The 11,484-nt window shown below is 74.3% G+C and carries 9 protein-coding genes and 2 pseudogenes; 6 read left to right on the top strand and 5 right to left on the bottom strand.

Annotation, left to right across the window (positions count from 1 at the left end):
* Positions 1-233 precede the first annotated feature (233 nt).
* A pseudogene (locus ACL02T_RS35135) lies at positions 234-937 on the bottom strand (acyl-CoA dehydrogenase family protein); the annotation flags it as partial.
* Here ACL02T_RS35135 and recQ point away from each other — a divergent pair.
* From recQ to ACL02T_RS04185, 3 genes are all read left to right on the top strand, one after another.
* Complete coding sequence (gene recQ, locus ACL02T_RS04195) at positions 936-2,972, top strand: DNA helicase RecQ (RefSeq protein ID WP_412829295.1); 2,037 nt, start codon at positions 936-938, stop codon at positions 2,970-2,972. The pseudogene ACL02T_RS35135 and the gene recQ sit on opposite strands and share 2 nt — an antisense overlap.
* 146 nt (positions 2,973-3,118) lie before the next feature.
* Complete coding sequence (locus ACL02T_RS04190; RefSeq protein ID WP_412829294.1) at positions 3,119-4,084, top strand: NAD(P)H-dependent flavin oxidoreductase; 966 nt, start codon at positions 3,119-3,121, stop codon at positions 4,082-4,084.
* 39 nt (positions 4,085-4,123) lie between these two features.
* Positions 4,124-5,722, top strand: a complete 1,599-nt coding sequence (locus ACL02T_RS04185; protein WP_412829293.1) for an AMP-binding protein — start codon at positions 4,124-4,126, stop codon at positions 5,720-5,722.
* Positions 5,723-5,840: 118 nt separating this feature from the next.
* On the opposite strand, the gene ACL02T_RS04180 is transcribed toward ACL02T_RS04185, so the two are convergent.
* Both ACL02T_RS04180 and ACL02T_RS04175 read right to left on the bottom strand, forming a co-directional pair.
* Positions 5,841-6,941 (bottom strand): hypothetical protein, encoded by a 1,101-nt coding sequence (locus ACL02T_RS04180; protein ID WP_412829292.1) that lies wholly within the window; start codon positions 6,939-6,941, stop codon positions 5,841-5,843.
* A 185-nt stretch (positions 6,942-7,126) separates the two neighbouring features.
* Positions 7,127-8,128, bottom strand: a complete 1,002-nt coding sequence (locus ACL02T_RS04175) for a phosphotransferase (RefSeq protein ID WP_412829291.1) — start codon at positions 8,126-8,128, stop codon at positions 7,127-7,129.
* 1,212 nt (positions 8,129-9,340) lie between these two features.
* Here ACL02T_RS04175 and ACL02T_RS04170 point away from each other — a divergent pair.
* Positions 9,341-9,637: pseudogene (locus ACL02T_RS04170) on the top strand (glycosyltransferase); the annotation flags it as partial.
* 147 nt (positions 9,638-9,784) lie between these two features.
* Here ACL02T_RS04170 and ACL02T_RS04165 read toward each other — a convergent pair.
* Positions 9,785-9,988 (bottom strand): cold-shock protein, encoded by a 204-nt coding sequence (locus tag ACL02T_RS04165; protein ID WP_412829290.1) that lies wholly within the window; start codon positions 9,986-9,988, stop codon positions 9,785-9,787.
* Positions 9,989-10,307: 319 nt separating this feature from the next.
* On the opposite strand from ACL02T_RS04165, the gene ACL02T_RS04160 reads away from it, so the two are divergent.
* Positions 10,308-10,481 (top strand): hypothetical protein, encoded by a 174-nt coding sequence (locus tag ACL02T_RS04160; protein ID WP_412829289.1) that lies wholly within the window; start codon positions 10,308-10,310, stop codon positions 10,479-10,481.
* A gap of 61 nt (positions 10,482-10,542) precedes the next feature.
* Here ACL02T_RS04160 and ACL02T_RS04155 read toward each other — a convergent pair whose 3' ends face one another.
* Complete coding sequence (locus ACL02T_RS04155) at positions 10,543-10,716, bottom strand: hypothetical protein (RefSeq protein WP_412829288.1); 174 nt, start codon at positions 10,714-10,716, stop codon at positions 10,543-10,545.
* A gap of 560 nt (positions 10,717-11,276) precedes the next feature.
* Between ACL02T_RS04155 and ACL02T_RS04150 the strand changes: the two genes are divergently transcribed.
* A complete protein-coding gene (locus ACL02T_RS04150) occupies positions 11,277-11,474 on the top strand; it encodes a hypothetical protein (protein ID WP_412829287.1) in 198 nt (65 codons plus the stop codon).
* Positions 11,475-11,484 lie beyond the last annotated feature (10 nt).

Raw genomic sequence — 11,484 nt, 5'->3', positions numbered from 1 at the left:
GCCGATCTTGAGCTCCACGCTGGTCCTTCCGCCGGGGGTCTCCGCCCACAGGTCTACTACACCGCAGCGGCACGGACATGCGCACCGCGCACCGCGGCGAGCTCGCCAGTAGACCTCGACCACGGTTCAGGTCGCGGGGCCGGATGGTGGGTCCACACGCCGGCCCACGGCGCCCGCCGCCCTGCGGGTGAGGGAATGAAGGTGCTCTCGTCCGCCGCCGGAATCCGCATCAGCGCGGTGATGTTGCCGAGCATCTTCACCAGCGAGTCCTGGACCAGCTGGAACCCGGCGATCGGCCGCCCGAGCTGCGCGCGCTCCTTGCTGTACGCGAGCGCGGTCTCGTAGGCCGCCATCATCGTGCCGGTTGCCCCCACGCCACACGCCCAGATCACGACGAGGTCGGCGAAGGTGGCGTTGCCGATCCAGCGCTTCTCGCCGGTCAGGACCCAGGTGCCGCCCTCGCGCCGCGCGGTGGTCTCCAGGCCCTGCGCGACATCGGACCCGCCGTGCGGCTCGGTCAGGCCGAAGGCGCCGATCTGCTCCATCCGCGCCATCGCCGGCAGCCAGCGCTCGCGCTGCTCGTCGGAGCCGCACAGGTCGATGCTGCCCATCGCGAGCCCGTTGTGGATGCCGAAGAAGCTGTTCAGCGACGGGTCGGCATGCGCGAGTTCCAGCGAGGCGAACCCGATCAGCAGGCGACGCGCGGCCGGCCCCTCGAGCCCTCGTACGGCAGCGCGGCGATGTCCAGCGCCGCGAACTTCGGGACGATGTCGTGCGGGAACTCGGCCCGGCTCCACGCGTCGAGGGCGATCGGGGCGACCTCGGTCCGGCAGAACTCGCGGACCTTGGCGATCACCTTCTGCTCGTCGTCGGTGAGCAGGCTGCCGTAGCCGTAGAAGTCACCGGCGAGCAGGTCCGCGTCGCGCTGATCGGTCATGGGGCGACTCTGGCACGGGGCACCGCCTCCCGCTCGTCGTCGCGCGGATCCCGTGCGGGTCGACGACCGGTCCGGGACCGTCGGGGGCGGCTCGTACGATCGCGCCGTGACCGCTCCCCCCGCTCCCGCGCTCGAGGTGCTCCACCGGGTCTTCGGCTACGACGCGTTCCGGGGGCCGCAGCAGGAGGTCGTCGAGCACGTCTGCACGGGGGGCGACGCGCTCGTCCTCATGCCCACCGGAGGCGGCAAGTCGCTGTGCTACCAGGTCCCGGCGCTCGTGCGGCCCGGCACCGGGGTGGTGATCTCGCCGCTCATCGCGCTCATGCAGGACCAGGTGGACGCCCTGCGCACGCTCGGGGTGCAGGCCGGCTTCCTCAACTCCACGCAGGGGCCGGGGGAGCGCCGCGAGACCGAGCGCGCCCTGCTCGCCGGGGAGCTCGACCTGCTCTACCTCGCCCCCGAACGGCTGCGCGTCGGCCCGACCGTGGACCTGCTGGACCGGCTGGAGGCCCAGGGCGGGATCGCGTTGTTCGCGATCGACGAGGCCCACTGCGTGGCGCAGTGGGGTCACGACTTCCGCCCGGACTACCTGATGCTCTCCGAGCTGCACCGGCGCTGGCCCGCGGTGCCGCGCATCGCGCTCACCGCCACCGCGACCGAGCACACCCGCGCGGAGATCGCCGAGCGGCTCGACCTCGCCGGGGCGAAGCAGGTGGTCGCGAGCTTCGACCGGCCCAACATCCAGTACCGGATCGTGCCCAAGGCCGAGCCGCGTCGGCAGCTGCTCGACCTGATCCGTACGGAGCACCCGGGCGACTCCGGGATCGTCTACTGCCTGTCCCGCAGGTCGGTCGAGCAGACCGCGGAGTTCCTCGCCGCGCAGGGCGTCCCGGCCCTGCCCTACCACGCGGGGCTCGACGCCGAGGTCCGCCGCGAGCACCAGGCCCGGTTCCTCCGCGAGGAGGGCCTGGTCATGTGCGCGACCATCGCCTTCGGGATGGGTATCGACAAGCCCGACGTCCGGTTCGTCGCCCACCTCGACCTGCCCAAGTCCGTCGAGGGCTACTACCAGGAGACCGGCCGCGCGGGTCGGGACGGGCTGCCGTCCACGGCCTGGCTCGCCTACGGGCTGGCGGACGTCGTGCAGCAGCGCAAGATGATCGACGACTCCGAGGGCGACCAGGCGCACAAGCGCCGGCTGGCCCAGCACCTCGACGCGATGCTCGCGCTCTGCGAGACCGTCGAGTGCCGGCGCGTGCAGTTGCTCGCCTACTTCTCCGAGGAGGCCGAGCCGTGCGGCAACTGCGACACCTGCCTCACGCCGGCGGAGTCCTGGGACGGCACGGTGCCGGCGCAGAAGCTGCTGTCCACCGTGTGGCGGCTCAAGCGCGAGCGGAACCAGAGCTTCGGCGCCGGACAGGTCGTGGACATCCTGGTCGGCAAGCGCACGACCAAGGTCGAGCAGTCGCGGCACGACCAGCTCTCCACCTTCGGGATCGGCACCGAGCTGTCCGAGCAGGAGTGGCGCGGCGTCGTCCGGCAGCTGCTCGCCCGCGGGCTCGTCGAGGTCGGCGGCGCCTACCACACCCTGCAGCTCACGGACGGCAGCTCGGCGGTGCTCAGGGGCGACCGGAAGGTCATGCTGCGCAAGGACCCCGAGCGCACCCGCACCCGCCGGTCCTCCCGTTCCACGGCGCCCGCGGCGGATCTCCCGGCCGCGGCGGCCCCGGTGTTCGAGCGGCTCCGGGCCTGGCGTGCCGCAACCGCCAGGGAGCAGGGCGTTCCCGCCTACGTGATCTTCCACGACGCCACGCTCCGCGCGATCGCCACGCTCGCGCCGTCCTCGGCCGCCGCACTCGGCACCGTCAGTGGGGTCGGCGAGAACAAGCTCGCCAAGTACGGGGCGGGCGTGCTGGCCGCCGTCGCGGGCGACGAGCCGACGGTGGGACCGCCCGCGGCACCGGCCCCCGACGAGAACCGGGCGCCGGAGGAGCCCCCGGAGCCCGACCACCCCGACGACGACTGGGGCTCCTGAGTCCCACGAGCGGTCGGCCCCGGCCCGACCGGACGCCCTCCCCTCCCCGCCCCGCCGCCCTGCATCACCCCGTCGGCCCCTCGGCCCCGCCCGCCGAATGATCGATAATCGCGGGCGGCCCCGTCGTCGACACCCCGGGAGGACGCGTGCCGGACCGGACCGGCCTGCCCCGGCGGATCACGGAGCGCCTGCGCCTGCCGGCGATCGCCGCGCCGATGCTGCGGGTCTCCGGCCCCGACCTGGTGGTGGCGGCGTGCGAGGCGGGCGTCGTGGGCGGCTTCCCCACCGCCAACGCCCGCAGCGCCGAGGAGCTGGACCGGTGGCTGGGCGAGATCGAGGCGCGGACGGGCCCGGCGGCCGCGCCCTGGGCGCCGAACCTGATCATGCGGTCACCGCGGCTGGCCGAGGACCTGGCGGTGCTCGTACGGCACCGGGTCGAGCTGGTGATCGCGAGCGTGGGGTCGCCGAAGCCGGTCCTCGGGCCGCTGCACGAGGCGGGTGCGCTGGTGCTCGCCGACGTCGCCACCCTGCGCCATGCCGAGCGGGCCGCGGCGGCGGGGGCGGACGGGCTGGTGCTGCTCACGGCGGGCGCGGGCGGGCAGACCGGCTGGATGAACCCGTTCGCGTTCGTGCGGGCCGTGCGCGGCTTCTTCGGCGGGCCGCTCGTGCTCGCCGGCGGGATCGGCGACGGGACCGCGCTCGCCGCCGCCGGCACGCTCGGCGCCGACCTCGGCTACCTGGGCACCGCGTTCCTGGCCACGCAGGAGAGCATGGCCGCGCCGGGCTACAAACGGATGTGCGTCGACAGCACGCTCGACGACGTCGTTCTGACCAGGGCGTTCACCGGCCTGCCCAGCAGCATGCTCGCCCCCGCCATCCGGGCGGCCGGGCTCGATCCCGGCGCGCTCGACGAGACCGTCACCCCGGCCGACGCCGACGCCCTCTACGGCCACGACGGTCTCGGCCCGCGCCGGTGGGCGGAGGTCTGGAGCGCCGGGCACTCCGTCTCCGCGGTCCGGGAGATCCCGACGGCCGCCGAGCTCGTCGAACGCCTCGCGCACGAGTACCGGGCCGCGACCGGCGATCCCGACCGCACGTCCCACCGGCCCTGACCCGTCCCCGACGTCCACCGCTGCACCGAGGGAGCACGCATGACCACCGAGACCCGCCCCACCGTCCGCACCGGTTCGTCGCCGCAGGGCCCGCTGTGGGCGGGGACGACCGTGGGGACGCTGGTGCTCCGCGCCCTGCGCCGGTACCCGGACCGGATCGCCTTCGCCTCCGACGGCAGCACCGGGAACCTCACCTACGCCGCCGCCACCGAGCTGATCGGGCGGATCCAGCGGGTACTGGCCGACCGCGGGTTCCGCCGGGGCGACCGGATCGGTCTACTGGCGGGCAACAGCGCCGAGGCATGGTGCACGGGGATCGCGGTGCAGGCCTCGGGCATGGCGACCTCGTGGCTGCACCCGCTGGGTTCGGTGGAGGACCAGCTCTACCAGCTGGCCGACCTCGACGCGGCGGCCTGCCTCGTCGACGCGCGCCGGCACGGCGCCCGCGGCGCGGCGCTCGCCGCCGGCTCCGGCGACGTCCCGGTGCTCGGCCTCGGCCCGTCGGAGTTCGGCCCGGACCTGCTCGCCGAGGCAGCGGCGGTCGGCGCCGCGGCGGCCCGGGACGTCGCGCACGTCGAGGACCTCGCCCTGGTCAACTACACCGGCGGCACGACGGGGCGGCCGAAGGGCGTGATGCGCCGGCACCCCGCCGTCACGCACATCATGTCGATCGGCACCCTGACCGACTTCGAGATCCCGTTCGACGCCCGGTACCTGGCCGTCGCGCCGATCACCCATGTGGCCGGCACGAAGGTCGTGCCGGTCCTGCAGCGCGGCGGGACCGTGCACCTGCAGGACGGCTTCGAGCCCGGCCGGTTCCTGGAGACCGTCGCGCGGGAGCGGATCACGATGACGCTCGCCGTGCCGACGATGATCTACGCCCTGCTCGACCATCCCGCCCTCGACCGGACCGACCTGGGCTCGTTGGAGCTGCTGCTCTACGGCGCCTCCCCGATGTCGCCGACCCGGCTGGCGGAGGGGCTGCAGCGGATCGGACCGGTGTTCTCGCAGCTCTACGGGCAGACCGAGTGCTACCCGATCAGCGTCCTGCGCCGTGCCGAACACGCCGACCCGACCCTCGAGGGTTCGTGCGGGGTGCCGATCAGCACCGTCGACGTGACCCTCCTCGACCCGGACGGCAACCCGGTCGAGCCGGGCGATCCCGGTGAGATCTGTGTGCGCGGCCCGGGGACCATGGAGGAGTACTGGCGCAGACCGGAGCTGACCGAGCAGGCGTTCGCCCACGGCTGGCTGCACACCGGCGACGTCGCCCGGCGCGACGACCGTGGCTATCTCACGATCGTCGACCGGACCAAGGACATGATCATCAGCGGGGGCTTCAACGTGTTCCCGCGGGAGGTCGAGGACGCGCTCACCAGCCACGACGCCGTTGCCATGGCCGCGGTCTTCGGGCTGCCGGACGAGAAGTGGGGCGAGGCGGTGACCGCGGCGGTCGTGCTGCGACCCGGGGCGCAGATCACCGCCGAGGAGCTCACCGCCCACGTGCGCAGGCTCAAGGGCGCGGTGCAGGCACCCAAGTCCGTGCACCTGGTCGACGCCCTGCCGACCACGGCCGTCGGCAAGATCGACAAGAAGGCGCTGCGGGCGGGGCTGCGGACCGGCGGCCTGGAGCGGTAGCGCGGGCTTCTGCCCAGGTCGAGCGCGACCGTCGCGGCGTGGACGCGCCTCCGAGGGCCCCGCGGCGGACGGGCGCGCGATCGACCGGCCGCCGACCGCGTCGAGGCGACGGCGCGGATCACGGCGCAGGGGCCGGGCTCTCGCCGGTGCCCTCCCCGTCGCGGCGGCCGGCGCGGAGCAGCTCCACCTGGTGCTCGGCCGCGCCGAGGCGCCGGTGCAGGTCCGCCGCCTCGCGCGCGTGCTCGGCGGCCCGCCGCTCCTGCGCCGCGGAGTGTTCCTCGCGCAGCCGGTCCACCTCCTCCCGGTGCCGGGCGGCGGCCCGGTCCCGCTCGTCCGCCGCGACGGCCTGCGCGGCCTCGAGCCGGGCCGCGTGCTCCTCGCGCAGGCCGGCCAGCGCGGTCTCCAGCTCGGAGCGGTGGACGACGGCCGCCTCCCGGGCCCGTTCCCGCTCGGCCGCCAGCTCGCCCCGGTGGGCGTCCGCAGCCTCGCGGGACCGGCGCCGCTCTGCGTCGAGCTCGGCGTCGCGGGCGCTCAGGGTGGCCTTCAGGGCCGCGAGCTCGTCGCGCAGCTGCGCCGTCTGTGTCGCCGCGGCCTCGGCCAGCTCCTCGGCGCGGACGGCCCGGTCCTCCAGGGCGACGGAGCGGCCCTCGGCCCGCAGCTGCTCACGCACCGCGGCGGCCGCCGCCTGCTCCGCACGCGTGCGCGCCCGCTCGGCCTCGCCGCGCAGTTCCAGGGCCTCCGTGGCTCGCGCGGCGGCCGCGCCCGCCTCCGCCTCGGCCCGCGCCGCGCGCTCCTCCGCCGCGAGCCGGGCCCCGTGGTCCTCCGCCCCTCGGGCGAGCGCGGCGTCGCGGGCCGCCAACGCCTCGCGCACCTCCTCGTCGAGCTGCGTGCGCAGGACCTCGACACCGTCGAGCACCGCGGCCAGCGGGCCCGCGGCAGCGGCCAGCCGGGACCCGAGGTCGTCGACCGCGGTGACCGCGCCCGCGGTGTCCCCCTCCTCCCGCAGCGACTCCACCGCGACGAACGCCGCCTCGGCGTCCTTGCAGCTCAGGCCCTTGCTCCCCCAGGTCCGGCCGTCCTGGCAGTAGCGCGGCCGGTTCCCCCGCCCCACGAGCACCGGAAGCGGCTCGCGGCAGCGGCGGAACGCGCACCGCCGCGGCTCCCCCACCGCCGGTCCGGTTTCCGCAGGTCGCACCGCCACGCCCTGGGCGTCGTCCACCGACTCTCCTCCCGGAGATCCGTGGATCCCCTGGCTCCGCGAACCACAGATGTGTGGTTCGCAGGGTAGTCAGCCGGGGACCGGAGCCGGCTCGGGCGTCGACCCGGAACGTGGACGAGCTCGAGCTGGATGATGTTCGGTTGCCGGAAGGTGAGCACCGGGTCCGGGATCGGTCCGGCCGGCCGTCAGTCGGGGGCCCGTCGGGCGTCGACATGGGCGGCGGCGAAGCGCTCGATCGTCGCGAGGCAGACGTCGCGTGGCTGGAACGTGCCCGCCGCCCAGGTCTGCAGCCAGGACCCGAGCCCGAACACCGGTGTCCGCCGGTACAGCCGCCAGGCGTCGGCCGGCCGGCGGCCGAGGGCGTCGAGGTAGCCGGCCAGCAGCGCGCGCTCGTGTTCCCGCCGGTCGGCGACGGACAGGCTGGACACGAGGAAGTAGCCGACGTCGTGGGCCCAGGTGCCGGACCGGACCAGCTGCCAGTCGAAGAATCCCACGGTGCGCCCGATCGCGTAGGTGTTGCCGGGGTGGGGGTCGCCGTGCAACAAGGTCTGTGGCCCGGTGGCGGCGACCCGGGCCCATCCGCGGAACCCCCGCTCGATCTCCCCGGCGCCGATGTCGAGGGGGTGTCCGGCTCGCCGCAGCGTCCGCAGCGCATGGACGAAGCCGGCGCGGGCGACCGGCGCCCAGGCGGGACCGAGCCGCCACGGACGCACGAACGGCGGCAGCGGAGCGGTCCAGAATCTCGCGTGCAGGCGAGCCAGCTCCCCGAGACCGGCGGCGACCTGCTCGACGCTCAGCGGCGCGCGGGCGCTGTTCGCGCGACCACCGCGGAGCGTGACGTCCTCCATGACGACCACGGCGGCGAGACGACGACGGTCGGTCGCGGCGGCGTGGAACGTCGGGTGCTCCAGTGGCAGGGCCGGGCCGTGCCGCACGAGGTTCGCCTCGGCCTCGCGCGCGCCGAGTGCGGTCAGGGCCATCCGGTTGAGCAGCCGGCCCTCCCGCTTGACGAACACCCGCGACGGCCCGACCGTCCCGGTGTAGTCCAGCTCGACGACCGCACGTGAGTTCGTACCGGCGACGACGTCGGTGACCCGGATTCCGGTGACGTGTCGGTCCAGGGCCGTGCTCATCCAGCTCGGCGTCAGCTCGGACCAGTCCCGGGGCACCGTCAGCACAGAAGGCATCCTCGCGTCCCGCCGCCGCCCGCGACGCCTCGGCCGACCCGTCGCAGCTGCTTCGCCGAGATCGCCGGTCAGTGTTCCCCGCAGGACAGCGGCGCCACCGGCTGGTCGGCCGGGTGCCAGAGCCGCCACCACCAGCCCGGGCGGGGCCGTCGCATGGGCTCGTGTGATCGACCACCGCTGTGGTGCCAGCGCGTCGTCCGCGCGGGAGCCGTCCAAATGCAGACATGGAGGTCGGCCTGCCCCACCGGGCGGGTCGGCGCGGCGAGAGTTGTCATAACGCTGGGCGAACTCGGCGGCGATGGCCGGCACCACCGGGCCGCCCGGGTGCAGGTCGGGAACGCCGCGAGGACGTATACGGCGCCGAGGGTGCGGCCACTGCCGCGCGGCGCTCGGGGTTGCTGACCAGCGGATACCGGTGCTCCCACGCCTACTGTGCACCAGCTTCACGAGATATGCAATTAAAACTCTAATTGAGAAGCGGTAATTCCGGAAGGTGACACCCGGCCAACCAGGGAGAAACCTTCTTCTCCTGGGTCAGACGGGGAGGTGGAGCCGGACGGGCCGATCGAGCTGGGGTGTCCTGCCGGCCGAAGCTGACCCCGTCCAGGGACGTGGCCGGGCGCCGTGGGGCGGCAACGGTGCGGGAGCGACCGACTACGCCCGCGAGATCGCCGCCCTGCGTGCCACCGCACGTGTGGGCGACCCGCGCTCCGCGGTACGGGTGGTGCTGCGCCAGTTCGAGATGATGGGCGACCTCGTCATCCGGGTCGTGGCCCTCGAGGAGCGCTTCCCCGCCCTCGCCGAGGTTTCCCGTATGGGCCGCGAGAACCATCGCGCCTGGATCGAGGAGACCTTCGCAGCCGATCTGCCGGGCGGCACGCGCGCCCGCCGGTCCACCGCCACGCGCTGTTCGCGGCCACGGACGTCTACCTGTGGACGTCACTCCGCCGCTCGGCGGGATGGTCGCCGCGGAGGCGACTCAACGCCACCCGCAACGACCTCGGACTTACCCCACTCGCCCACGTGTTCGACCGGCACAGCCGGGCCGTGCGGGTCCTCGTCCTGACCTCCGCGGCGTTCGACGTCCCGGCAGAGCTGCCGCCCACTGTGCGCTACGTGGGCCCGCAGCTCGACGACCCGGTGTGGGTCGAGCCCGTCGAACTGCCGCCCGGCGACGCGCCGCTCGTGCTGGTGGGGAAGTCGTCCACCGTCATGGACCAGGGCGACCTGCTGCACCGGGTGGTCGCCGCGCTCGACTCGCTGCCGGTCCGGGGGCTCCTCACCACCGGCCCCGAGATCGATCCCGCCGGGGTGCCGGGAACCGACCGCGTGCGGGTCGTCGCCTCCGCTCCGGACGGCGAGGTCCTCCCGCGGTGTGCCGCGATCATCGGCCATGGCGGACACGGCACCGTGATCAAGGCCGCGGCCGCCGGGGTACCGCGGGTCGTGGTTCCGCTCGGGCGCGACCAGCCCGACAACGCCGCGCGGGTCCGTCGTTCCGCAGGAGGGGTGCGGCGGAACGACCGGAGTCGGGTCTCCCCCTGCGGTCGGCGCGCCACCACTCGCCGCGCCGGGTCCCGGCGACCGCGACGGTGGGCACGGCCCGCCTCCCCGACGGGAAGCGGGCCCCTGCCGAATGGTGGGACGTGCGTCCGCTCAGATGACGCGGACGCCGTTCGCCTGCGGGCCCTTCTGGCCCTGGCCGATCTCGAACTCCACCCGCTGGCCCTCGTCGAGGCTGCGGAAGCCGCCGCCGTCGATCGCCGAGTAGTGGACGAAGACGTCGGCGCCGCCACCGTCCTGCTGGATGAAGCCGAAGCCCTTCTCACCGTTGAACCACTTCACGGTTCCCTGTGCCATGTCTGCTCCTCGCTGGTCCTGGGCTCGTCCGCGACGTGCGGTGCCCGGCCGACCCTGGTGGAGCAACCTCCGGCGTCCTCGTGCCGCCGTCCCGTCGATCCACCGCGTGTTCTCGCGAGCGTGCAGGACACGAATCTCGAAAACCGAACGACCTCCTCGCCCAACGTGCGGGGTGCCCGAGAAGTTCCCGGGCGGCGATTGCGCCCCGGGTCGGCCGCCGTCAGGCTGGGGCGTACCGAGCCGTCTGCTCACTCCGAACGAGGGGAGGGTGCACACCTCGATGTCCCCTACCGAGCAGTGCAGTCGATGCGGTCGGGTCGTGGACTCCGCGTCGGCCGACTACGTCGACTGGCAGACCTACGGTGACGGGACGGCCGTGTGTCCGGGATGTCTCACGCCGTCCGACCGGCAGGACGGCGAGGCCGCTCTGCTCACCGAGGGCGAGAACGACGCGGTCCTGCGCGAGCTCGACCCGGACAACGACTCCCGGTAGCGCAGCCGACAGGACCCGGCTCGTTCGGCGCCCGTCCGGGCCGGGAGCCGGTCGGGAGCGTTCAGGTCTTGTTCCGAACCACGCCGGCGACGGGCACGAGGTTGCGCTCGAGGAGGGCGTACGCCTCCGCGAGATCACGGACGCCTGAAGGACTGTTCCCCACCTTCGGCGCGGCTTTGACGATCGCCTCGAGGACGGCCTCCCGGGCCTGCTCGCTGAGACTCGCATCGGTCATCGGTGCCTCCCTGTGCAACCCGGCTCGTCCCGGCTCGCTCGTCTCCCGGCCGTGGCCGTGGCTCCGAACCACTCGGTTCAGCGATCCGTCACCGCTCGTACGGCGTGCGCTCACGACACGGAGTTCCTTCGGCACGTCGGCGTCTGCCGGCGTCGTGCTCTGCGAACTCCGACACCGAGGGATCGCGCTCGGGACGGGACGCACCGAGAGGACATCGGCCCCTTTCGCTTCCGCCGCCACCGCCACCCCGAACACACAGGCTAGCGCTGCGGCCGCGACGAGCGCCGCCGCCGGCGGTCGGTCGGGGCCGTGGGCTCGGGTGGCACCGGTCGGTCCCGCCCGCGCCGCTCCGTCGCCGCAGGGGCCCGGATCAGGCGACAGGGCCCGGATCAGGCGACAGGGCCCGGATCAGGCGACAGGGCCCGGATCAGGCGTACGGTGACGAGGCCAGGTTGGGCGGGCATCGTCACCCCCTGTGGACGGCCCATGCCGCGCAGGTTGCCGCTCGGCGTTCGCGCCGTACGCCGTCCGCGGCCGTGCGGCCTGCCGGAGGAGAAGCGATGAGCCGAGCTGGACCCGGATTCGGCAAGGCCGACGAGGGCCGCCAGGCGGCAGCCCAGGCCGCCTACGAGATCAGCTGTGCGGCCCAGAGCAAGCGGGCTGCACGGGTGGTCGCCGGCATGGCGGTCGATGCCGAGGACTGCGCGGAGCTGCTGGCGATGCTCGGGCTCGACGGCCGGCGGACCACCCCGGCGTGACGAGGCCCGT

This window comes from Pseudonocardia oceanicola, from assembly GCF_047200735.1.
Taxonomy (GTDB): domain Bacteria; phylum Actinomycetota; class Actinomycetes; order Mycobacteriales; family Pseudonocardiaceae; genus Pseudonocardia.
The sequence above is the reverse complement of the archived record's forward strand: the minus strand, read 5'-3'. Positions and strand labels throughout refer to the sequence as shown.

What these genes read in the sequence shown, in the direction of transcription:
- recQ (WP_412829295.1), top strand. Translation starts at nt 936, where the DNA reads ATGGGGCGACTCTGGCACGGGGCACCGCCTCCCGCTCGTCGTCGCGCG.
- ACL02T_RS04185 (WP_412829293.1), top strand. Translation starts at nt 4,124, where the DNA reads ATGACCACCGAGACCCGCCCCACCGTCCGCACCGGTTCGTCGCCGCAG.
- ACL02T_RS04175 (WP_412829291.1), bottom strand. Translation starts at nt 8,128, where the DNA reads ATGCCTTCTGTGCTGACGGTGCCCCGGGACTGGTCCGAGCTGACGCCG.
- ACL02T_RS04165 (WP_412829290.1), bottom strand. Translation starts at nt 9,988, where the DNA reads ATGGCACAGGGAACCGTGAAGTGGTTCAACGGTGAGAAGGGCTTCGGC.
- ACL02T_RS04155 (WP_412829288.1), bottom strand. Translation starts at nt 10,716, where the DNA reads ATGACCGATGCGAGTCTCAGCGAGCAGGCCCGGGAGGCCGTCCTCGAG.
- ACL02T_RS04150 (WP_412829287.1), top strand. Translation starts at nt 11,277, where the DNA reads ATGAGCCGAGCTGGACCCGGATTCGGCAAGGCCGACGAGGGCCGCCAG.